The sequence below is a fragment of the Candidatus Uabimicrobium helgolandensis genome (assembly GCF_041508025.1).
GTDB classification, from domain to species: domain Bacteria; phylum Planctomycetota; class Uabimicrobiia; order Uabimicrobiales; family Uabimicrobiaceae; genus Uabimicrobium; species Uabimicrobium helgolandensis.
This window is the reverse complement of the sequence record NZ_CP165719.1, coordinates 3,736,614-3,761,676: the sequence shown is the minus strand read 5'-3', so window position 1 is coordinate 3,761,676 and position 25,063 is coordinate 3,736,614. Positions and strand designations below refer to the sequence as shown.

At 35.4% G+C, this 25,063-nt stretch carries 14 protein-coding genes; 4 read left to right on the top strand and 10 right to left on the bottom strand.

The genetic code is table 11. The features are described 5' to 3' along the window. Window positions 1-104: 104 nt before the first annotated feature. The gene (locus UABHE_RS13740; protein ID WP_372370914.1) at window positions 105-566 is read right to left on the bottom strand and encodes a hypothetical protein; all 462 of its coding nucleotides are present in this window, start codon (window positions 564-566) and stop codon (window positions 105-107) included. 295 nt (window positions 567-861) lie between these two features. On the opposite strand from UABHE_RS13740, the gene UABHE_RS13735 reads away from it, so the two are divergent. The 3 genes from UABHE_RS13735 to UABHE_RS13725 all read left to right on the top strand — a co-directional run bounded on the left by UABHE_RS13735 (window position 862) and on the right by UABHE_RS13725 (window position 7,565). Continuing rightward, complete coding sequence (locus UABHE_RS13735) at window positions 862-3,033, top strand: SpoIIE family protein phosphatase (protein ID WP_372370913.1); 2,172 nt, start codon at window positions 862-864, stop codon at window positions 3,031-3,033. Continuing rightward, window positions 3,033-4,280, top strand: coding sequence for a serine/threonine protein kinase (locus tag UABHE_RS13730; protein WP_372370912.1), 1,248 nt, complete (start codon window positions 3,033-3,035; stop codon window positions 4,278-4,280). Before UABHE_RS13735 ends, UABHE_RS13730 begins: the two co-directional genes overlap by 1 nt. 1,539 nt (window positions 4,281-5,819) lie before the next feature. After that, window positions 5,820-7,565: a hypothetical protein gene (locus tag UABHE_RS13725; protein WP_372370911.1), complete on the top strand. Its 1,746-nt coding sequence runs from the start codon at window positions 5,820-5,822 to the stop codon at window positions 7,563-7,565. Between the two features lie 184 nt (window positions 7,566-7,749). Here UABHE_RS13725 and UABHE_RS13720 read toward each other — a convergent pair whose 3' ends face one another. From UABHE_RS13720 to UABHE_RS13695, 6 genes are all read right to left on the bottom strand, one after another. Continuing rightward, window positions 7,750-8,577: a hypothetical protein gene (locus UABHE_RS13720; RefSeq protein ID WP_372370910.1), complete on the bottom strand. Its 828-nt coding sequence runs from the start codon at window positions 8,575-8,577 to the stop codon at window positions 7,750-7,752. Window positions 8,578-8,717: 140 nt separating this feature from the next. Next, the gene (locus UABHE_RS13715; RefSeq protein WP_372370909.1) at window positions 8,718-11,084 is read right to left on the bottom strand and encodes a serine/threonine-protein kinase; all 2,367 of its coding nucleotides are present in this window, start codon (window positions 11,082-11,084) and stop codon (window positions 8,718-8,720) included. 50 nt (window positions 11,085-11,134) lie between these two features. Next, complete coding sequence (locus tag UABHE_RS13710; RefSeq protein WP_372370908.1) at window positions 11,135-12,268, bottom strand: cysteine desulfurase family protein; 1,134 nt, start codon at window positions 12,266-12,268, stop codon at window positions 11,135-11,137. Window positions 12,269-12,371: 103 nt separating this feature from the next. After that, complete coding sequence (locus tag UABHE_RS13705; RefSeq protein WP_372370907.1) at window positions 12,372-13,796, bottom strand: NAD(P)(+) transhydrogenase (Re/Si-specific) subunit beta; 1,425 nt, start codon at window positions 13,794-13,796, stop codon at window positions 12,372-12,374. Continuing rightward, window positions 13,793-14,095, bottom strand: coding sequence for an NAD(P) transhydrogenase subunit alpha (locus UABHE_RS13700; protein ID WP_372370906.1), 303 nt, complete (start codon window positions 14,093-14,095; stop codon window positions 13,793-13,795). Before UABHE_RS13700 ends, UABHE_RS13705 begins: the two co-directional genes overlap by 4 nt. A 7-nt stretch (window positions 14,096-14,102) precedes the next feature. Beyond that, entirely contained in the window at window positions 14,103-15,242 is a 1,140-nt protein-coding gene (locus tag UABHE_RS13695) for a Re/Si-specific NAD(P)(+) transhydrogenase subunit alpha (RefSeq protein ID WP_372370905.1), read from the bottom strand. A 512-nt stretch (window positions 15,243-15,754) separates the two neighbouring features. Here UABHE_RS13695 and UABHE_RS13690 point away from each other — a divergent pair. Then, window positions 15,755-17,464, top strand: coding sequence for a serine/threonine-protein kinase (locus UABHE_RS13690; protein WP_372370904.1), 1,710 nt, complete (start codon window positions 15,755-15,757; stop codon window positions 17,462-17,464). Between the two features lie 89 nt (window positions 17,465-17,553). Here the strand turns inward: UABHE_RS13690 and UABHE_RS13685 are convergent, their stop codons facing one another. From UABHE_RS13685 to UABHE_RS13675, 3 genes are read right to left on the bottom strand one after another with little or no spacing between them, the layout of a single operon-like run. Beyond that, window positions 17,554-18,495: a M14 family zinc carboxypeptidase gene (locus UABHE_RS13685; RefSeq protein WP_372370903.1), complete on the bottom strand. Its 942-nt coding sequence runs from the start codon at window positions 18,493-18,495 to the stop codon at window positions 17,554-17,556. Continuing rightward, on the bottom strand, window positions 18,495-19,160 hold the full coding sequence (locus tag UABHE_RS13680) for a hypothetical protein (RefSeq protein ID WP_372370902.1): 666 nt from the start codon (window positions 19,158-19,160) through the stop codon (window positions 18,495-18,497). Before UABHE_RS13680 ends, UABHE_RS13685 begins: the two co-directional genes overlap by 1 nt. Then, the gene (locus UABHE_RS13675) at window positions 19,161-25,058 is read right to left on the bottom strand and encodes a protein kinase (RefSeq protein WP_372370901.1); all 5,898 of its coding nucleotides are present in this window, start codon (window positions 25,056-25,058) and stop codon (window positions 19,161-19,163) included. Window positions 25,059-25,063: the final 5 nt, after the last annotated feature.

Sequence of the window (25,063 nt, the reverse complement as noted above, 5' to 3'; positions counted from 1 at the left end):
TTGTGCATAAATTTAGTTAACTATTTATATTGCAATAAAGTCAATAATTTTGTATATGTGCAATAAAAGTGCCCGAATATTCAAATAAAGTGTTTTAAACAAATTTATTTTGCGAAAAAATTGTTTTTTTTATAGTAAACAACAGCACCGTTGGGTAGTAATATGTTTGCTCCTCCAAGGTGACGCCAAGAGATATTGTTTTTATTTGTAGTGTGATGTTTCTCTAACGAAGAACTATCGAAAAATAATATCTTGTTGTTTGAAGAAAGTTGTTGGGTAGTTGGAAAGTAGAGTTGGTAACTAGGTTGGTCTTTTTCTTGACTCGGACAATGACCAAACTCTGGGTCTGCGGAATATTTTTTAAGGTTATCTCTCCACAAAAGTAAGTTTTTAGGCTGGTAGTTAGCTGTTTGGCGATAGACAAAGAAAGTACTACCAATATTATTTAGTTTTCCACGACATAACAACTGTAATTTTCTTTGATTAATTTGATGATAAAAACCGGAGATTAAAAAGAAAACTGTGAAGACCAAAAAAGTTATCGCTAAAAAATCATATTTGTTCATTTGGTTTTACTCCGTTAGAAGCTTGTTACAAAATTGTGTTGAAACGAAATTTATAGGTGCTTTTAAACATAGGAAAAGTTCCAGAATTCTTACAGGCTTAGCAGTGGCCGCCGGGGCGAGAGCATTTTAGAACTTTTAGTAGTGAATCATAATGTGCATACGAATTTATAGCTAATATCAATTTTATAACAGGCTTTAAAGAAAGCAAGAAACTCATTGCAAAGAATGATGAATATCTTATAATTATAAGACGGGAAAAAGAAAAGACATAACGATTTTTTGTAGGGGTACAATCATGAATGCATCCGAAAGAGCATTTCAAAAAAAGTCACTAGAGTTTTTGATGAAGCTTTCTAAAGTAATCCGTGACCGCCAAATGTACAATGAAAAGCATCCAGTTGTACTTGCTGGTATGGAGAAAGCAGAAGAAGATTTACGTGGAATACTCGCCAGTACTCCTTCTTTGATTTTTGGAAAAGGTAACGAAACGCTATTAATTCAAAACCAAAAAATTACTGAAAAAAATATTATTGCAGAGCAGTTTCTTCGCCAAATGGCTGAAAGAGAAATTGGAAAAGTAATTATTAAGCGCGGTGTAATGTCTGAGGAATTAGAGGCTCTAGTAACTTTGATGAGTGCAAAACGCGATCACGTTTTAATTGATAGTAAAATAAACCCCGAGTTACTATTGCCTTTTAAGAATATAGAAATTGATGAAGTAGAGTTTATTTCTACAGAAGATCTCGAAGATATGACAGAAGCTAAAAAGTTTTTTGACAGTATCTTCAAAGAAGAATTTAAAGGCCTTAAAGGAACAGATGCACTCCAAAAAATAGGTAGTGTAATTCAGAAAATACTTCCGCAACTTGCTGAAAAAGATTTTGAAAACGAAGACGATGAAATTCGCGACTTTTTCGAAATGAGTATCGAAAGTTTTGGAGGAGGAGATATCTCCAAAACGAAGCAGAGCTTACAGGCATCTCTTCGAACAATGGACCCTGAAGTTCAAAAATTATTGTTTGGTGGAGTTATAAAATCAGACAAAGAAGTTGAGAATATCATCAAGAACTTTTCTGGAGAACGCAAAGCTTCTATTATTGCTGAAGAGGTCTCGCATGGACAAGACTTGTCAAAAGCATTAGATAGTTTAGTGACAGAGAACGGTGATATTGTTCAACTTGCCGAAGAAATTGCTAAGAAATTTGGAGTACAAGGTGGAGAAGATTCTCAAGAAAAAATGAGCAAAATTTTCGGCCTTTTACAACAATTAGACCGCAATGATATTATTATTGACAAAAAGCGTGGAAACGTTTTAATTGCCGAAGTAGAAGAAGGACCAATTAAAACATATCAAGATTTTTTTACGCAACTTAGGTTTGAAATTGAAGTAGTGAATGATGGTAAAGTACTTCTTGAAAGAATTACCAAAAGTAAAGAGCAACCAGACCTAATTGTAATGGACGCTAAATTGCCGGAGATGTCAGGTATCGAAGTCCTTCGTACTTTAGATTCTATGAGAGTATGTATTCCTACAATTATATGCACTGATATGGTAAGCGCTAAAGAATCTTTTGAAGTACAAATGCACCGCAAATTAGATTTCCACACTAAAACAGATTTAGCTGTAGAGAATCTCCTCCCTTTTATTGATGAACACTGCCCACCTATTGTACAAGATGATCCTATAGCGCCAGTAACACCTCAAGGGCATCCAGAGCTTTCAGAAGAAATGAAGGCTGAGTTGAAAAAAGCGCGCGAAATACAGCGGAATCTGATGCCTAAAACTTTTCCGGAAATAGAAGGTTTAGAAATCTATTCGTATTACAAGGCTTACGATATGATTGGTGGAGATTACTTTGATGTAATCAAAATTAATGACAATAAGATTGGTTTTTTAATTGCAGACGTTTCTGGACACGGAATTACTGGAGCGATGGTTATGGTTATGGTTCGCTCCGCTGTTCAAACTTGGGCTCCTCATTGCGAGAGCCCAAAACAGCTATTAGAAAAAGTAAATCCAATGGTGGCACGAGACATACTTCCAGGTTTTTTCTGTACCGTTTATTACGGAGTTCTGGATATTGAAAAAAGAGAACTTTGTTGTTCTTGCGCTGGGCACAATCCCGCAGTTATATGGCGACATAGAGAAAATAAATGCATTGAGACTAAAAAAGGAGGAATGCCGTTAGGAATTTTATCAGGTAATGCTTTCAATAGGACTCTTCGCGAAGAGGTTATTCAATTAGAAGCTGGAGATCGCTTCATTTTGTTTACTGATGGACTAGTGGAAACGATGTGCCCTGATCAAGAAGAATATGGTGAAGAGAGGTTATTTGGAACTATAGCCAAGGGTGCTAATTTTCGTTCAGATGCTTTTACAAAGTATATTGTTTGTGGTGTTTTGCGTCACCAAAATACCGGACCACAGCACGATGATTTGACCATGCTAAGTATGAGGGTTGTGTAATGCATACAAATATAGGTAAGTTAGCTGTAGAAAAAAAATGGCTAACAGAAGAACAACTACTACAAAGTGTTGACCTTTTCGATAAAAACGAAGGTAAAGATAGTATTGAACAAATATTATTTTCACAAAAACTTTTGTCTAAAGAACAAATCATTAACTTGCAAAAAAAGCGCAAGGTTAATATTAAAAAAATAGAGAACCAAGCTATTGTCGACTATGTAGTAAAAATGAAGGTTGTTCCTCAAGATAAACTCGAAAAGTGTCTAACTATTCAGAAACGCGCATTAGAACAAAAAACTTTGATCCCCATTGATCAACTAGTCGTTTCCCACGGTTTAGCCACACAAGTACGTATGAATGAAATCAAAGAAGCGCGCGAAATACGCCGCTTTATTCAGCAAGCTGTTTCGAGTGATGATCCTAACCGTAAAGGGTTGATCAATCGCGTTCTTGGTGGTTATCAGCTAATCTCAGAGATTGCTTCTGGTGGTATGGGGATTGTTTATCGTGCTGTGCAGCTTGAATTAGAACGAACAATAGCTCTGAAAATATTATTTGACCAGTTTGCGCGAAAAAAAAAGCACTTAAATCAATTTTATCGAGAAGCGCGTCTGTCTGCGGCACTTAATCACCCAAATCTTGTTCATATTTTCGAAGTTGGTAACGATCAAGGTTTTTATTACTACTCTATGGAGTTAGTAGAAGGTGTTAATCTAGGAGATCGTCTTTTAGAAGAACAAAAACTCTCTCAAGAAGATGCGCTTGATATTATTATTCAAGCAGGTCAGGGGCTTGAACATATCCACTCATTTGATATTGTTCACCGCGATATAAAGCCTTCTAATTTTATTATTCGCCACGACGGTATCGTGAAAATCATGGATTTAGGATTAGCACGTCAACTTTCTAAGCTACAAAAAAAAGCGTCGACCATGGGAACACCGTATTACATGTCCCCAGAACTTATTCATAACCCTCAAGAAGCAAATCAGCGCGCTGATATATATGCATTGGGCGTTTCGTTCTACAGATTATTAACAGGTGAATACCCTATTACTGGTAACGATGCCAAAGAGATCATAAAAAATATAAATGAACAAATTCCTAAACCTATCACTGAAATAGTTCCAGAAGTAAGCCCTGAAATAGAAAAAATTATTGATAAAATGATCGCTAAAGATCCAAATGAACGCTACCAAAATATGACAGATGTACTAAATGATCTAGACCGCGTTCTCCTAATCTAAAAATAGCTTTATTTCCCGTACTAGCTGCGTTATTTTGAAAGCACATAGCTGGGCTATGCGCTTTCAAAAGTGCCTTGCTATTACGGGAAATAAAGCAATTTTGAAGAAGTTGCGTATGGGGAAATAAAACAATTTTGAAGAAACTGAAATATGCGCTTTCAAAAGTGCCTTGCTATTACGGGAAATAAAGCAATTTTGAAGAAGTTGCGTATGGGGAAATAAAACAATTTTGAAGAAACTGAAATATGCGCTTTCAAAAGTGCCTTGCTATTACGGGAAATAAAGCAATTTTGAAGAAGTTGTGTATGGGGAAATAAAACAATTTTGAAGAAACTGAAATATGCGCTTTCAAAAGTGCCTTGCTATTACGGGAAATAAAGCAATTTTGAAGAAGTTGCGTATGGGGAAATAAAACAATTTTGAAGAAACTGAAATATGCGCTTTCAAAAGTGCCTTGCTATTACGGGAAATAAAGCAATTTTGAAGAAGTTGTGTATGGGGAAATAAAACAATTTTGAAGAAACTGAAATATGCGCTTTCAAAAGTGCCTTGCTATTACGGGAAATAAAGCAATTTTGAAGAAGTTGCGTATGGGGAAATAAAACAATTTTGAAGAAACTGAAATATGCGCTTTCAAAAGTGCCTTGCTATTACGGGAAATAAAGCAATTTTGAAGAAGTTGCGTATGGGGAAATAAAACAATTTTGAAGAAACTGAAATATGCGCTTTCAAAAGTGCCTTGCTATTACGGGAAATAAAGCAATTTTGAAGAAGTTGCGTATGGGGAAATAAAACAATTTTGAAGAAACTGAAATATGCGCTTTCAAAAGTGCCTTGCTATTACGGGAAATAAAGCAATTTTGAAGAAGTTGTGTATGGGGAAATAAAACAATTTTGAAGAAACTGAAATATGCGCTTTCAAAAGTGCCTTGCTATTACGGGAAATAAAGCAATTTTGAAGAAGTTGCGTATGGGGAAATAAAACAATTTTGAAGAAACTGAAATATGCGCTTTCAAAAGTGCCTTGCTATTACGGGAAATAAAGCAATTTTGAAGAAGTTGCGTATGGGGAAATAAAACAATTTTGAAGAAACTGAAATATGCGCTTTCAAAAGTGCCTTGCTATTACGGGAAATAAAGCAATTTTGAAGAAGTTGCGTATGGGGAAATAAAACAATTTTGAAGAAACTGAAATATGCGCTTTCAAAAGAATCCCTGCCGTAGGAATAAAGTAATTTTGGTTTTGAAAGCGCAGCCATAACTATTTCTAAAATCAATGATCGTCAAAAAATAATGAAACTTTTGTACTCCTGTTGTTGTCTAAATAACTAGTATTCTCGACACTATATCTGAAAATTACTATACAAAAGAATCCCCTGCCGTAGGAATAAAGTAATTTTGGTTTTGAAAGCGCAGCCATAACTATTTCTAAAATCAATGATCGTCAAAAAATAATGAAACTTTTGTACTCCTGTTGTTGTCTAAATAACTAGTATTCTCGACACTATATCTGAAAATTACTATACAAAGGGGTTTATAATGAAAGTAATTGAAAAAGCCATTAACCATGCGAAATATCGTATTGTGTTTGAAACATTTTTAAAATCTCTTGTTTATAGTGCTCTTGTTGTTTCTATAGTTTGTGCATGCATTATTGTATTATTGCGATTGTTCTTTCCTATAGCAGAGCATAATAGCTTTTATCTTACAGCTGCTGTTGTTGTTTTCTTGTATCCTATTTGGCGATTGGTTAAATTGAATTTATCTAATCAAAAAGTTGCTATTGCTATTGATGAAAGAGCTGGTCTAAAAGAGCGTGTGTCTAGTGCTTTAGTTATTTCTCAGAAAAATTCTATGGCAAAACCTATTTGCGAAGATGCGATATCCCACGTTAAAAAGACAGATGTTGGAGGCTTATTTCCTATAATAACGCCAAAGATAGCAAAAAATATGTGTATTGCTATTGTTGGAGTAGTAATTGCTATACTTATGCATGGTATGTTTCCTCAAAAAGATGTACTTGGTTGGGGAAAACAGTATGTTGAAACAAAAGAAGTTGAAAAACGACAAAAAAAAACTGCACGCAAGTTACTCAAAAAAGTAGAGAAAATCAAAAAAGATTTACCTAAAATATCTCTTAAAAATAAAAATATTATGATTATGATAAAGCAATTGGAAAAACTTGCTAAAAATATGCAAAAAAGTCCTAAGAAAGACATTAAGAAAAACCAATTGAAAATGTCACAGCTTCTTGAGAAATTAGAAAAATTGCATAAGAAAACACAAGAGAAATTAGTAAATTCAGAAAAGATGGTAAATAAAAATGCTGATTCTGAGAGTTTAGAAGATTCAAAAGAATTTATGAAAAATATGCAACAAGGTAAATTTGATAAAGCGGCAGAAGAATTAGAGAAATTGCGTAAGAAAATTGAAAAAATGTTTGCAAAAAAGCGTCTACGTCGAAAGCAAAAAAAACAGTTAACAAAAGAAGAAAAGCAACAGGCCGAGAAATTAAAAAAAGAACTAGACAAATTAAGTAAAGCTTTGAACAAAGACAACGAACTTTCGAAAGAGTTACAAAAAATCTTAAACGAATTGTCAGAACAACTTTCTCCTGATTATTTAGAAAAAAGTAAAAGTCAGGAACTAAGCCTTGAAGAACAGTTGAAAAACCTTCAAGAAATGCAAGAAAAGTTGAAGGATATGAAGAAATATTTAGAGGAACTTAAAGCGTTAAAAAAGATGTATTCTTCTTTAAAATCAGAAAGAAAAGCGTTGTCAGGAAAAGGTAAAACTCAAGTAGAACAAAAATTTGGAAAAGGCCAAGGGCAAGGACAGGGTCAGGGGCAAGGGAAAAACGGAAAATTGCCTATTCTTGGTCAGGGACAAGGCCAAGGACAAGGACAAGGACAGGGACAAGGACAAGGACAGGGACAAGGACAGGGACAAGGACAGGGACAAGGTCAAGGACAGGGACAAGGACAGGGACAGGGCAAAGGTTCTGGAGGAAAAGGAAAGGGAGGGGGCACACCTCCTAAAGGAAAAAACAACGGCAACAATAAATGGACAAAAGAAGTTTTAAAAGGAAATAACTTCAAGGGGAAGAAAGTTGCAGAATTTAAATTTCGCGATGAAGCTCCTAAGGGAGAGGCGCGAGTTAAATATGAAGAATATGTAAAAAAAGCTTTACAAGAAGTGGAAAGTGGTATTTCTGAAGGTAAAATACCAAAAGAACATGAAGAACATGTCAAAAAATATTTTTCTGAATTGTTACAAGAAAAATAAGTGGTTGAACAAAGTAGCTGCTTATCTAACGAACTAAAATATTACTTGTTCTCAGGTAAATACTCTGTAAGATTTTACAAGGACCTACTTGAGCAAAATTATTGAAAAGATTAAGTGTGTCTCTGTTCGAAGCTTACATAGAGACACACTTAAATAAAATAGTAAAATCAAAATTATCTTCAGGTTACTTAACTATAATATTTTGAATTTTAGCATTCGATAAAACAAGAACTTCTATATTTAAACCATCTCTATCTGCTTGAAATATAGCATTTCCGCCAGCATCTCTGCCTACCCAAAGAACCTTGTCGTTTGCAATATCTATTGATGTGATAAAAGATGAAGCAATGATTTCTTGTTGATTGCGACCTGAAAAATCGCAGCGACAAATCACAGTGTTTACTTGATCTTCCGATTTTATCCAGTAAAGTTCTTTTCGCTTACTATCAATAGCAAGGTCAGTATAAGGACCTTGACTTTTGCGTAGAATTGTCTTTGTAATTTTTCCATCTAAATCTGAAACGCGTATACGTTGTGCGATGTTATTATCTGTCATCCAGAAAATTTGTTCGCTTTCAATATCTATAGTTACACATTGAACATTTTTACCTTTTAGGATAGATGTTTGATTTTGACCTTGTAAATCAGCCTTAATTACTTCTGTCAATACCCTACCATCATTAACCCAGTATAAATTGCGATTTTTTCCATCTACAACAAGAGAGCGCGCATTGTTATCTAATTTTGCAATCTCTACGATTTCAGAGCGATTTGCATTCGATTTCTTTAGTGTTTTACGCTTGTTGTCGATCCAGTAAATCGTTCCATCTAATTCGTCTATGGTAATTTTATTTGCGGATTTTGTTTGCAAAATTTCTTTTTGATTTTTTCCGCTCAAAGCTGATTTTGTTACTGTCGATACATTATTGTCTAGGCTCAACCAAAATAAACTTTTTTCTTCTGCGCACACAAAAGTAATGGCTAAGCATAAAATTATATAAAGTTTTTTCATTAAAAACCTTTCTATCCAACTAAGGGACATCCTAGAAAATGATATTTTTTCTAGACTTATTATTGACCTCCACCTGAGTATAAATATTATAGTAATAAATATCTATACTAGCTAGTAAAATTAGGGCATACTTCACAATTTTACTTATCTTTTTTGGCGAGTTGCTTGAGTATTCGCTGTGCTATCAGATCATTTTTCTGCGTAGCTTTTGTAAGCCAATAACGCGCTTTTTCTAGATCTTTGGTGACATGCTGTCCAACCATGTGATATTGTCCTAACGTTCTCATTTCGATTACTCCTCCGGCATTCGCAGCTTTTTCTAACCATTTAATAGATGTTTGGATGTTTTTTTCAACACCATCACCACGCGCGTACATCTTACTTAGTCCAGACATACCGCTAAAGTGACCCATCTGTGCTGATTTATGAAACCATTTGTATGCTGTTTTGAAGTCCTGTCGAACGCCATTCCCTAAAGCATATAGTGTTCCAAGGTTACTCATTGAAGGGGCATCGTCTTGCGAAGCTGCTTTTTTCATCCATTTAAAAGCTTGAACAAATCGTTTTTGCTTGTAAAAGTGATTTGCTAAATATCTCATAGACTTTACATGTCCTTTTTTCGCCGCTATCTTATGCCATTTTATTGGATTATGACCACTTGTATTTAGGAGCTTGGTATAGAAAATAATACCATTTAATTCTCCTGTTTCTGCTGCGCGTTTTCCCCAGTGTTTTGCTTTTGAAAAGTTTACTTTTTCGCCTATTCCATAGTAATAAGTCTCTGCAAGAAGTAATTTTGCATTCGCGCTTTTGTTTTCTGCGGCTTTAATGAGCCACTGTTTTCTTTGTTGATATTTCTTTTCGGATAAATATACATCTGCAAGAAGTAAACATATACTGTTGTCGCCATTTTCGGCTAATTTTTTATACCAGTATAAAGCTTTTTCTATATTTTTGTTTACTATTTGCCCTTTATAGTAAATGTCAGCTAAATTTTTAATAGATACACTATGTTGCTTTTTAGCGGCTTTGTATAGTAAAGCTATGTAGTCTTTTTGGCTCAAAGCTGTTTTGTGCTTTTCAAAAATATCTATTAGATGAAGTGTTGCCGAAAAATTATTATTTTTAGATGCCTTTTTTAGCCATTTTACTGCTAAGTGAATATCTTTTTTGATTCCTATGCCATGTTTGTATAGTATTCCTTGAGCATACCAAGAAAAAGAATCGTTTAGTTTGGTTAATCGCTGAAAATTATTTATAACCACTATTTCTGCTGATTTAATGTTTTGGGTTTGGTGTAAAATTAGAGCTTGCAGTATTAATGATTTTATGTTGTTTGTTGCTAGAATTTGTTGATTTTTTTGTTTAGCTTGTAGGTATTCACCTTTGAGGTATAGACTAAGCGATTTTTGAAAAATTTCTTTGCGTTTGTTGTGGTCATATATGTAGTACGAAATAATAATGCCAGCAATAACAATACACGTACTAGCAATGTAATAGCGATATAATTTCTTGCGCGGCTGCTTGTACTTTTCAACAAGTTGCTTTTTACAATAATTTTGATACTCTTTTTCTAACTTTACTAGCTTGCGTTTTACGATGTAAGAAGATTCTGCCGTAGGACGCCAATTGGTTTTTTCTTTAATGTTGACTTTTTCCAAAATTCCTTGCAATTTTTCGGCTAATAAATCAGCAGAAGGAGTTCGCTGTTCTGGATTTTTGCAAAGAGCTTGTTGTAAAATGTTGTTTATATCTAAGTAATAGTGGTGAAAATCTTGATTCATTTTAGGAACAACATTTTGAAGAGCTGGTAATTCTGAACTCTGTATCTTGTCAATCATAATAGCAGGAGATTTTGAATGGAATGGTGATTCATGCTGCCAAGTGAAAAATTGATATAGGACGATGGCTAGGCAAAAAACATCCGTGTTTTGTTCTACTTTTCCGTGTAGCTGTTCTGGGCTCATGTAGCCAAGAGTACCAACGAGAGAGTTGTCTTGGGTAATTTTAGTTAGTTTACTCGAAACAGCTTTGGCTACTCCTAAATCAAGTAGCTTAACAACATGCTTATCTTCATTTAAAATTATATTAGAAGGTTTAACATCACGGTGTATTAGACCTATGGTGTTAATTGTATCAATTGCACGGCATATTTGGACCGCAATACAAAGTTGTTCTTCAAGAGAAAGATCACCATTTTTACGATGAATGAATTCTTTTAGTGATAGACCAGGTACATATTCAACAACGAGGAAGTATTGATGGTTTTCAGCAAAAAAATCATATGCTTTGATCACATTTCTGTGATCTATTTTCGATAGAAAATAGAATTCTCGTTTTAAACGTTCTGTGATAACATCGCGATTATTTCCTGTTACGATAATGATATTTTGTTTGATAGCACAAAGTTGTTTTTTTTGGGTGTCAAAAGCGCGGTAAACTTTACCCATTCCTCCTTTACCTATAACTTTTTGTAATTGATAACGATCTCGTAAGTATTTGTCCATAAAGTATCCACATTCAGATTTTGTAATTGCTATGACTTGTCATTAGGTGCTTATGTAGGTATTTCACGTAGTTTGCATATGACTTGAGGTAGTATCTTTTTGATTAGTTCGACTTCTTGCATTGTATTGTAAATAGAAAAAGAGAAGCGCACCGCATTTAAAATAAGACCCCAGTCTAAATTCATCGCTTTAAGAACGTGAGAAGGGTCTCTTCCGCCAGAGCTACACGCCGATCCATGAGAAATATATATTTTATGCTTTGATAATTCGCGAACTAAAATTTCTCCTAACACACCATTAAAACTAACGTTCATCGTATTTATCAGCCGAGAACTGTTTATCCCATTTATTGTGCTGTTTGGAATATTGTGCAAAATGAAGTTCTGCAAATTATCGCGCATTTCTTTCACATTACTTATTTTAGCTAAAAATAAGGTTTTTGCCAAGTGTGAAGCTTGTCCCATTGCAATTATATTATGAAAATTTTCCGTTCCTGAGCGAATATTTCGTTCTTGTTTTCCTCCGTGAATAATAGGAACTATGCGCACGCCTGTTTTTACATACAATGCGCCCACACCTTTTAAAGAATGAAATTTATGCCCAGAAAGTGTTAGTAAGTCAAAATTACTAGCAGAAAATGCACTACGCCCAACAATTTGTGTTGCGTCAACATGAATAAGTGCATTGTACTCTTTAGCTATCTTTGCTATTTTTTCTACAGGAAATATAACTCCTGTTTCGTTATTTGCGTACATAATCGAAACCAAGAATGTTTTCGGCGAGATAGATTCTGTAAATGAAGATAAGCACAGTTCACCATCTTTGTTGACAGGTAAATAGGTTACCTTCCAGCCTCTAGATTCACATTTTTTCATTGTTTCAAGTACAGAAGGGTGCTCAACTTGAGTTGTTATTATGTGATTTTTTGTGCCAGGAGAATTAGGTAAACTACCAAGAATAGCAAGATTATTGCTTTCGGTTCCACCGCTAGTGAAAATAATTTCTTGGGGTTTACATTCTAATAAAAACGCGACTTGCTGTCGTGCATTGTCCAATAATTGACGATTTTTTCTTCCTAGAGCGTGAAGAGAGGAGGGGTTGGCATAAAAATTTATATGATCAAAAATGCACGTTTTGACTTCTGGAGCAAGAGGAGTTGTGGCGTTATTGTCTAAATATATCATTCTTAGCTCCTAGTGCTCTATAATTTTTGGATGCAAAGATTTTAAGAGTGTCTCAAATTTTTTTGAGACACTCTTGAGGTATACCTCAATTTTTAAAACCTAATTAGTTTTTAAATTCATCAACAAGTGATTGTAGTGTGCCTTTAGCATCACCAAAAATCATGCGCGTATTTTCTTTGAAGAATAGTGGATTTTGAATACCTGCAAAACCCATTCCCATACCTCTTTTTAATACATACACGGTACGAGCCTTATCAACGTCTATGATCGGCATTCCATATATTGGACTGGTTTCATCGTCGCGTGCAGCAGGGTTTACAACATCATTTGCACCAACAACAATGGCAACATCAACGTTTTCGATATTTGGATTTATGTCGTCCATTTCAATAAGTTGGTCGTAAGAAACATTTGCTTCTGCTAACAGTACATTCATGTGTCCTGGCATACGTCCTGCAACAGGATGTATTGCGTAACTTACTTCTGCGCCGTTTTCTTCTAAAAGCTCTCCGAGCTCGCGTGCTACGTGTTGTGCTTGTGCCACAGCAAGACCATAACCTGGAACAAAAACTACCGAGCTTGCACTTTCAAGAACATAGAATGCGTCTTGCGCAGAAGAAGGTTTGGCTTCGCCTTCAACAGCTTTGCCGCCAGAAGATGCGCCGCCAAATCCGCTAAAAAGAACGTTAGATAGAGAGCGATTCATCGCCTTACACATTATGACGGTTAAGATAACGCCGCTGGCACCTACTAGTGCTCCGGAGACAATAAGAATATTGTTTTTTACAACAAATCCCGCAGCACAAGCCGCTAACCCCGAGTAACTATTCATAAGTGAAATAACTACTGGCATATCAGCACCACCAATAGGGATAACAGCAAAAATACCTAATAGAACTGAAATTCCTATTGCACCCAAAAATAGTTGTAGTGTCATCTCTCCTGCAGGATTTTGAATGATCATTGTTGCGCAGGTACCGGCGCCAACTACAAGTAGAATATTGAAAATATGTTGCCCTGGAAAACTTACTGGTTTTCCGCCAATTATTTCTTTTAGTTTTGCCCAAGCGATTAAACTTCCAGAGAAAGTTACTCCACCAATGAGTACTGACAAAAAGATTGTTATTAGCGTAAGAGTGTTGACTGAGTCTGGTTTACTAGCAATAAGATCAAACTGAAAAACTGCCCAACCAACAAACAAACTACTAATACCACCAAAACCATTTAGAAGTGCTACCATTTCGGGCATACTTGTCATGCCAACAAGCCTTGCAGCTAGAACTCCAATAACTGTTCCTGCGATCATACCATAGGCAATCCAGTCATAATGTAGGTTGGAGGCGTTTTTCAATTTAGTTTGCGCAAGTTCTGGAAGATATAAGAAAGTAGCAACAATTGCGATGAGCATACCAAGAAAAGATATAAAGTTTCCCTTGCGCGCTGTGGCAGGGGAGCTCATCATTTTTAATCCATAGATAAATAATATCGCTGCGAATATATATGATAGTTCTATTATACCAGCATTCATTTCTTACCTCCGCTACCTTTTTTCTTAAACATTCCTAACATGCGATCTGTAACCATATATCCACCGACAACGTTTATTGTCGCAAATGTTACAGCTGCTGTTGCAAGTATCAATGTTGTTTGGTCTTCACCACTAGTTCCAGCGGCAATAATAGCCCCTACTAAAGTAATTCCAGAGATCGCATTGGATCCTGACATTAGAGGTGTGTGGAGAGTAGAGGGAACTTTCGAAATAATTTCAAAGCCCAAAAAAATTGATAGTGCAAGTATAAATAGTAGATAAATTACCTGACTGTCCATAATTGTCTCACTTTTCTTCTAACAAACTTTTGATTTTTTCGTGGCGAACTTCATTATTGTGGGTTACAAGACATCCTTGCATAATTTCGCTTTCCATGTCTAACTGAAAAGTTTTATTTTCTTTGTCCCAGAATTCGTCTATCAAATTGAGCAAGTTTTGCGAATACATTTGGCTTGCATTTCTCGCTACGCGTCCTGGTAGATTTCCCAAACCAACTATCTTCACTCCGTCAACATCTACAACTTCGTCTACTTTTGAACCTTCGACGTTTCCTCCCGTTTCAACTGCTAAGTCAACAATAACGCTTCCTGGCTTCATTCGTTTTACCATATCAGCAGTGATAATAACAGGTGCCTTGCGGCCAAAAACTTGAGCAGTAGTAATTACTACATCGCAAAGAGAGCAATGTTTTGCCATGCCTTCTCGTTGCATTGCAAGCTGTTCTTCTGTCAAAGCTTTTGCGTAACCATCTTTTGTTTGTCCAGTGTCGCCTAAATCTATTTTTAGAAATTTTCCTCCTAGCGATTTTACTTGTTCTTCTACAACTGGTCTTGTGTCGAATGCATCTACACGAGCACCTAGTCTTTTTGCAGTAGCAATTGCTTGAAGTCCAGCAACACCAGCGCCAACAATAAATACTCGTGAAGGTTTAATTGTTCCTGAAGGAGTCATCATCATTGGAAATATCTTGTCAAGATGATCTGCCGCAATGATCACAGCAGTGTATCCTGCAAGGTTTGCTTGCGAACTCAAGGCATCCATTTTTTGCGCTATTGTAGATCTTGGAATTAATTCCATACAAATAGCATTGGTTCCTTCTTTGCTGAATTCTTTTACTAAATCAAGTTCATTAAAAGGGTCCAGATAACTTACGTGGATGCATCCTTTTTTTAGAAGTTTTATTTCTGAGATATCTGGTTTACGTAAACGAAGTACCATATCGCCTTCTTTAAGAACTTTCTCGCGATCAGTCTCAACTTCAGCTCCAACGTTTTTGTAATCCTCATCTTTGTAACCAGATCCTGAACCCATTCCAGATTCAATAACAACTTTTGCTCCCATTTTTACTAATTTCTCAGCAGTTGCTGGTATAATAGGAACTCTTTTTTCTTTTGGATGAGTTTCTTTCGGTATCGAAATTTGCATAAAGCTTACCTCGGTTTGATAAAAACTAGTTAAATGATTTTCTACATTAGAGCTACAATTTTTAAGGTACATCCACACTCATTTTCTTCATAGTGCTATTGTTAGATGTTATATAAATGTGGGCAGACTCTAAGAACATATTCATCGATAATTTAAAATTTTTTGAAAGGATATTTTACTAGGGCGTGTTCAAATTAAGGAAGACAAACAGATACACTTTAGCACAGTAAACCAAGATCGGTAATTTTTTAGAGCTTAGGTGCTTGTCTTTTCAAGTGGAACACTAATGAATATTGTGTTATAATAATGACGAATAAGTTAACTTTTCAAAAAAGATACAATCTTTGTTTTAAATTAAATAAAACTTCAATTATGCAGCTCTAGTTCTGAGATTATAAAAGTCAAGATTCTCCTTTGCAATAAAATTTTCACGAACGAACTAAGACTAGGCATCCAATAATGGAGAACAGTATGCATGAAATTTATTAATTTCATGTGATATTGTGAGGAAGATGGATAAAAAAGCGAATTTTAATTATAACAACAATAAAAGAAATATTGAATATAAACAAAAAAACGAAAAAAATATGCAAACTAGTGGACATAATTTTCGCCAAGAAGAATTAGCTGAGAAGAAGCAACAAGAAGAATTGCATACTATCAATTCAGAAATTGAACGTTTAAATCAAGAATTAATAAATAAAGATAAAACTTTTATCTTTCAATCGACAGAGGAAGAAACGTTTGTAGAGGGTACAACCCTACCAAAAAAAGTTGGTGTATACTTACCAAAAAATAATAGCAATGGAAATTTTCCATCATCAGAGAATAGCCAAACAAAAAGAGAAGAAAATCGTGATATTCACCACAAAGATTTTCTTAAAAATAGTTCTTTGCCATTTTACGCCTCTACGATTAAGAGCAAAATTCCACCAACAGAACGTAGACCTTCACTTCCAAATGCTGATGCTGTTACAGCCAGTAATTATATGGTTCAACCAAAAACTCAAAACAATAGGTCTATTCTAGGTGAAAATCAACAAGTGGCTAAAACGCAAAACAATAAGAAAAGTTTTGAAAATTTAGCTTTCAATTTTCAAAAAAAATATCAATCGTCTGTTAATTTTAGTAACCAAAATAAAAATAATGATATTGAATTTATCGAAAAACCTAAAGAAAAACCGATAGAGCAAGGTTTGTCGCAAACAATGAATGTTGATTTTTCTAAGATTGTAGAGCAGTCAAATGATAACACTATATGTGAAAATCTATCTTCTAGAGATGATGCTACTATAAAAGAAACGTTAGAAAGTCTTTGCACTAGTAGTTTGCCGCCAACAGGACAAAATTTAGCTCCTACAGTGACATACAAAGCGGGAGAAAAGCCTCAGAAGTCAAGAAGAGATCCAATGAATTTAATTGGAACTATCATTATTGATAAATATAATGTTATTGATCTCCTTGGTCGCGGAGGAATGGGGGTTGTTTATTTAGCAGAGCACAAAAATCTAGGGAAAAAGCGTGCGATTAAAATATTGCCTAAATCGGCATCTATTCCTCAAGAAGATATTGATCGTTTTTATGTGGAAGCGAATATTGCTGCATCTATTGAAAATACGAATGTAGTGCAAGTGCATGATATCGATGAAACGGAAGATTTTTATTTTATTGTGATGGAGTATGTCGAAGGAAACAGTCTTGACGAATATATGAAAAAGCACGGCATATTCTCAATTGAAGAAGCTGTGGAAATCACGAAGATGTGTGCTAAAGGTTTGGCGGCAATACATCAAAAAGGACTTGTTCATCGCGATGTGAAGCCTGCGAATTTTATGTATTGTGGTGAAGATGTTAAAATCACCGATTTTGGGATAGCCAAAGATTTAAATAACAATGCTGGGTTGACTGCGGCATCTACGATTATTGGTACCCCACAATTTATGGCACCAGAAATGGCCGAAAAAGAAGCTGTTGATCCTCGAAGTGATATTTATTCTTTAGGTGCTACTCTTTATTTTTTGGTGACAGGCCAATTTTGTTTTACCGGTACCCCTATGCAGATTATGTACCAAGTGATAAATGTTCCTGTAGTTGATCCACAGGAATACAATGATAGTGTTCCCTTAGAACTGTCGCAAATTATTCTAAAAATGTTAGCAAAGAACAAGAGCGAACGTTTTTCGGATATGGAGGAAGTTCTTACTGCTTTGGACAATCTCTAACAACTATTTAGTGCATAAAAGTGCAAATATTGGATCTAATAAAAAAGCCTCTCTTTTCAAGGAGAGGCTTTTTCTTTGCTATTTTGCAATTACTTTTGCGGTTGTAATTGTTCTTTTTGCTGTTGTTCTAGCATATCGCAGCGGCTAAGATTACTGCGCACTTTTAGCGAGCAGTTCTTACCTGGATGCTTATGACTTTTTGAACGTTCTGCTGGAACAAGTGTAAAGTATTTTGCAACTGCTTGTGCATCTTTTTCAAGATTAGCAGAGCGCGAAAGCTCTAAAAGCATTGTCCAAATACCATGAGCGTTGTAACACCAATCTTCAAACGCTCCTGTTGCTGGATATATTACATCAGCGTGAGTACCTGTACGATAATTGTTAATTTTGCAGCACTCTTTACCAATCATGTCATATATTCTATGATCTGCTGTTTTGGTGTTAGAAGTGTACATTCCCCAAGGGTATGTAAAAGTTCCAATATATCCGTGAACGGTAACAGCACCAAGAATGTTGTGACGCTCTACAAAGTTAGCAATGTTTTGAGTACTCATCAATTTGAAATATGAATTGCTCTCACAAGGATCGGGATAATCGCGATTAGGATCATGAGAGTATCCATTTTTATCTCTCTCTGAGCGGCTGTAAGCGTTAAAACCACCTATGTTAAGAACAGGTACAACATAGATAACATAAGATGATAGTTTTGCGTGGTATTCATGATTTGGATCTTTTAGAGCTTCAACCATGACCTTTACAGCCTCTACACACAAATAGGCACTTTGGCGCTCATTTCCGTGGTGAGTTCCTACAAGTAGATGGTTTCTTTTTTCGCCATCTATTTTAGCGGAAGGGTTGTGGATCTTGACGCCGCGGATGTCTTGGCCTTGATCGTTTTTACCAATATCCATCCATTGTACTAATTCTGTATTATTATCAACTATTTTTGTTAAGCCATCAATGATCTTATCGTATTCTGCGCTCCAAACACTCACACAGAAAATTAAAGATGCTATAAGTAAATGTCTCATTACGACCTCCTAAATGCCGCCATAGAATAACAGCATTTTTTTAAAATAGGTTTTATCTTTGTCGTCAGATAAAATACCTTTAGAAGTGAAATTATATGGTGTGGATATTTTAGCAAATGTTTGAATGTATTTGCTAGAGAAATTTCTCCATTTCCTTTTATGGTATTTGTGAAATCAGGCAAATGCATTTCATAAGTATCAAGAATTACTCGAATGGATAATAAATTTGGGTACTTTTCTGCTAACCAAAATCCTTCCATATCAACAATCGACGCCCCCTGCTCATAAATATTTTGCTTTTGTTTCTTTTGAGAAATAATACCTGAAGCGGTGTAGATGCTTTTGTGGTATGAGCGAATACCAATACTGTTTAGGTGAGCAACAAATTCTGTAGCAAATTTGTTGTTTTGTTGTAAGTGGAGTTCTTTGTCATTTGTGATAAAATGGGTGCTCACAACAATATCTCCCGTTTTTAATTGTGGACATAATGCACCTGCATAACCAATTATCACGGGAAGATAGCAACTATCAATAGTTATTTCTCGTTTACCCATACCGATGCATATACAATCAAAAGAAGGTGTCTTGTATAAAACACCACTCTTGTGAGATCGGTGGACTGACTGTAATTCGTTAGTTGTAGGAAATAGAAAAAGTGTGTCCATTTACTTAATTTCAAAAAGAGTTATAGGGGTGTGGTTTATAACAGCAAATGTAGAAGTACCTTTGGTATCAAACAAGTTTTCTGTTGCGTTTCGTGGATGAGTGGCAATTGCGATTTCTAATAGATATCCTGGTATATCTGAACGCAAATCAAACATTGATTTACGTGGTTGTAGTTTCTGGGTATAAGGAGCGACTATGTTTTTAAACCATGCAGGCATACTACTCATTGCAATATCTCTTTTTACTATTTTTTCTAACTGCCAAATGCGAATAGTGGCATCAGCAGAAGTAGAAATAAAACCTTCGCCGTTTGGATGATATGCCATCCCTGTAATATTAGAACTGCTGTGTTGAAAACGTGAAACGAGTTTGCCTGTTATCGCGTCCCATAGCAAAATAGTATTATCTACAGAAGTTGATATAAGCGAATTTCCGCGAAACATTAAAGAAGCGATAGGTTCCGAGTGTTTTCTCAAGATATATAGTTGTTTCCATGTTTTTGTATGCCAAATTCGTATAGTTTTATCGTCTGACGCCGATGCTAAAAATTCACCACTTGGACTAAATATTACGTCGTTTACTGCTGATTTATGTCGTGATATTACTTTTAGTTGTACTTTGTTTTCTACATCCCAAATACGAATTGTTTTATCTTCTGAAGCAGAGGCTAAAATATAGTTATTCGGGTGAAATGCCACGGAGTTTACGGTTGATGAATGTGCTTTGAATGAAGCCAAGATTTTATGGGTTATTTTTTTCTTTTGGCGCTTTATACTCCACAAATTAATACTTGCGTCAGTTGAACAAGAAGCTAATAGCGAAGCATTTTTATTATATTTTACTTGGGTGATAGGTTTGTTGTGTCCAGAAAATGAATGTAATACGGATAAATCTTTACTTCTCCATAATGTAATTTTTCCGTTTTGGCTAGCTGTTGCTATTTCTTGACCACTGTTGCTAAATTCAATGTTTGTCATTTTTCCTGCGCGAAATTTTTTGACATTTATAGGCTTAGAGGATTTGTGGTCCCAAATATGAATATAGTCGTTTGCAACAGTTGCGAAAAATTTTCCTTGCGGGTGGTAATCAATATCGTTAATACGTTGATTGTTATATCCACGTCGTAGCGCAATTTTTGGTTGAGATGGTATGCTCCACAAACGCAATGTTTTGTCTTTAGAACCTGAAAGTAGCTTTTTTCCATTTGGACTATAAACGATGTCAGTAACTGCGGAGGTGTGTCCTGTTAAAATGTCGACCATACTTTCGCTGGAGATATCCCATAAACGAATGTCGTTATTAGCTGCGATGGTTAGCATTTGACTATCTTTACTATATTTGAGACTTCTAACATTATTCATATTTTCGAGAGTAATATTTGCTTTGCCTGTTGCAATATTCCAAATTTTGACAGTACCATCTTTAGATGCTGTTGCGACAGCATTTCCACTGGTGTTGTAGGATACTTCGTGAACAACATCTTCATGGCCAAAAAGCACCCAATTTGCTTTACCTCTTTCAACATCCCAAATGCGAATTGTTTTATCGCTTGATGCTGTTGCTAAATACTTACCTTTTGGGCTGTAATCGACAGACTTAATACCCGAATTATGTCCTTCAAATTGAGTAATTACTTTTTTGGTAGCAATATCCCATATTTTTACAAGGCCATCGTCCGAAACAGACGCTAGTTTTTTTCCATCAGGGCTAAAACATATGTCATTGATTTTATCGGTGTGACCAGCGATAATTCTGGTGATTACTTTTTTGGTATGGGCATTCCATATGATAAGGTCATTTTTGGAAAAAGAAACAAGATAATTACCGTTAGCAGTATAAATAACACCATTCACATCGCTATTATGTTTTTTTAGCTGTTTAATCTTGCGTCCAGAGTTTGTATTCCAGATACATATACTTTTGTCTGAAGAAGAGGATGCTAGCTCATCTGTACCAGAACGAAATGAAATTCCTTTTACCCACGAACGATGTCCTTGAAGTTTAAAAACGCGCGTACCATTGTAGTCCCATAAATAAACATTGCTTCCTGCTGACGTTGCAAAAATAGAGCGCCTGTAATGAAAATCAATGGCACTGATATCTGAACTGTGTTTGAATCTTTGTTGTTCTACAAAACGATTATTCCACAAAATAGCATTTGAATCAGAAGAAGTTGAAATACAAAATTCATTATTTCCTTTTAAATCTGTTACCCAAGCGCGGTGTTTGCGATACATTTTTACTAATTGTTTTGTTTCTAAATTCCACAAGGCTATTTTTCTATCTTTGCTACCGCTAAAAAGAAAAGGCTTATTTTTGAAGAAAAATAGTGATATTACTGGGGCTGTATGCCCTGAGAATTTTGCTAAAAGACGTCCTTTTTTTATATCCCACAAGCAAACAGTGTTGTCATCTGAAGCAGAAGCCAATAAGTTTTTTTGTGGGTGAAACAATAGCTTATTGATGGTGGCTTTGTGCTTATCAAAAACAAAAAGCAATTTGTTTTGGTTCCAGATACATATTGTATTATCTTCTGAACCAGAAGCGAGTAAACGTCCGCTTTTGTTGTAAGCTATTGCAGTAATAGCACCTTTATGGTTTGATAAAACCTTTTTTTGGTTACCCGAAGGAATTTCCCAAATACAAACATTGTTATCTTTAGCCCCAGAAGCGAAAAAATTGCCACTAGGATGGACGATTACTTGTGTGATGTCATCATTGTGTCCAAATAGCGCTGCATTTTGATTACTTTCTAAGTCCCATAATTTAATACTGCGGTCGTATGAACCTGAAGCCAGTAAGTTTTTATTTGGGTGAAAGGCGATTGTGGTGATTGTGTCTGTGTGCACAAATGTTTCGCGTGTCTGTTTACCTGTACTGGTGTTCCAAATACGAATACTGTTATCTTTTGCCGTAGATGCAACTTTCTCTCCAGAATGGTTAAATGCAACAGAAGTTATTGCTTCTGTATGAATGGGAAGGTGCGACATTTTTTTGTTTTTTGCCCATACATAAGTACGCTGATTTTTGGTACTGGCAAAAAGTAAACCAAGCTTATTGTCGTATGCCATAGCTACGACGTTTGTATTGTGCTTCATATCTTTACTGGTGTTTTTGGCTAAATTCCAACTGGTGACTATACCATTTTGATGGCTTGAAAGTAATTCGTTTTCTGAAGTAAATAACATTTGTGTAGGAGGAGAATTTATTGCAATATTTTTGAGTATAGATCCGTTACTTTTATACAAAACAATACGTTTATCATCTGAGACAGCAAGGATTTTTTTGTACGGGTTGTAAGTTGTTAAGCGTGCACTTGTAAGATCCGTAAATTGTTGAACAACTTTTTGATGAATCGTGTCTATTAAAACTCCACCGTTATGAGTAGCAAAAAGCATCTTGTTATTTACAAAAAGTAAATTTTTAACGGGTTGTTTCTTACTTAATTTAAATCGTTGCCATATATGAAAAATTGAATTTTTGCGCCGAAAGAGAATTATTTCTCCATCGCTACCAACAGCTAGTAATTCTCCATTATAGGCCATAGATTTTACTAAAAAATTATCGCAGTATATGCTCTGAATCTGTTTACGTGTTTCTAAATTCCAAAAACGAATTGTTTTGTCTTTAGATGCAGAAATAAGTAAAGAATCGAAATGTAAAATATTATGTACTTCTGATGTGTGTCCTGATAAGTAAAATTTCTGTTTACCAGTAATTGTGTTCCATATACGTATGTCTTTATCTTTGGCAGCAGTTATCAGCGTTTCTTTGTTTGGTATACATAACATTTTATGTATATAATTACCATAGCCAGGGTTTGTTTTCCAGATGAGATTTTCTTTTTGCAAAGCTAAACGAATAAAACTACGATTTTTACGTTGTAAGTCAGCTGCAACATTTTTAGGAAAGTCTTTGATTAGCTCAAGACCAATTCCAGCATAAACACCACAGTTTTTCCACTGTGCGTCTTCATAAGCTTCATTTGCTTTTTGTAGGGCAATTTGCGCTAGTGTTTCTTTTGCTTGCTGCGCTTCTTCTACAATTTTTTTCTTTTGCTTTTCTAAAGCAAGTGCATATCCTTCTGCTTTATCTTGTGCACGTTTTGCTTCGTATTCGCGATTAATTGCTTCATTGCGCCTATAGTAAGCATGTTCACGTTGTCTTGCTGCTTCTGCTGTTTGTGCTTCTGTTCTCTTTTTCTCTTCTTGTAAGGAGAGAGTGAACAGTGTGAGGCCAACTATAATAAGAAGAATAGCCCCTAGTAGCATATGGCGCAGATTGCGGTAGCGTTTTTGGTGTTTATTGCGATTTTTCTTTGCTTTTTGTACTTTACCTAAAGTAGTAGAAGCTTGCGAGTGGTTACTCATTTTTAACAACTCTGCTTGGGCTTCTGCTAAACCAATATCGCCATTGATAAGAGCAAAATCGGCATAAAGGCTACGCGCTTGTAATTCTCCGCGGTGAGCAGGGTAGTTTCCCTTCCATAGCATTTGAGCTTGTTCGAAAAAAGCAACTGCTTGGGCAAATTCACTGTACAAACGATTGCGCTGCGTTTCTTTCATTTTGACATGACTTTTTAGTAAATTCTCTACAGTATTTTGACTCTTGTGTAAAACAAAACGCGCCTTTTCTTCTATTGCAATGCTTTCTCTGTGCTGTAGATAATCTTCGATCGTTTGCTGGAATTCTTTAATACTCTGGTAGCGTGACTCTTTATTCTTGTTAAGAGCTTTGTAGCAAATATCTTGAAGTTCTTCTGATATGTCGTCTGTAAATTTAGGTAATAAACCTTCGCGGCATGAAATAAGAGACAGCCATACTGTATCTTGGTAGTGAGGAGGACGTCCAGTAATAATTTCGTATAAAATAGCGCCTAGTAGATATACATCTGTCCAAGGACCTATATCATTTCCTCGTCCTTCAGCAAGTTCAATGGGAATATAACTGGGTGTTCCCATTGGTTTGATAACTTCTGATTTATGAAGTGTACGTTTTTCTGCTTTTTCATCACTTATATCTACAGAAATTCCCCAATCCATAACAAAAACCTCACCAAATTGCCCGACCATTATATTATCAGGTTTGAGGTCATTGTGAATAATTCCTTTGCTATGGGCATAAGCAACAGCATTGCATACATTCACTAAAATTTTGATATTTTCTAATAATTTATGATTGCGTTCTTCTTGAGTTGTGTTGTTTTTCAAACTGGTTTTCCACGATACACCATCAATTAGCTTCATCGACAAAATAACGTTTTGTTCTTCATCGTAACTGAGTTGGTACACTGGAACAATATTTGGATGATCGAGATATGCAGTTACTAATGCTTCTGAGATAAATTTTTGCCTGTGAGAAGGAATATTACTATTTTGTGGGAGAATTTGTTTGATAGCAATATTTCTCTTTAAACTTAGCTGACGTCCACAGCTGATAGTCCCCATTCCTCCGCGGTTTATTTCACAGAAAATTTCGTAGTCTTTGCGTTCTGAAGGAATTGCTAAGTTTTCATCGCCTGCGTTTTCATCGCTTGTTTGTCCAGAAAGAGTTTGACCCGATAGCGTATGTTTACCTATAGTCTGTCCAGAAAGAGTGCCTTCGTCTTCTTCTTGAATTGTTTTTCCAGATAAAGTATTGTTAACAGCTTGATTCTGTTGCTCTGATGCCGTAATTCCAGATAAAGTGTCTTTAGGGTAAGTACTTTCACTTTCCACATAACTAATATCTTCTTCCACTATTATAGGAATAGGTTCACCTGAGTCATCTTCTAATTTAAAACTATCATACAATGAAAACTCATGAGAATCTTTAAATGTAGCATCGCAACGGCTACTATCTAAATACTTCTCTGAGACCATTTCTTCCCATATTTTACGAAAATTCTTTTCATCCATAGTTT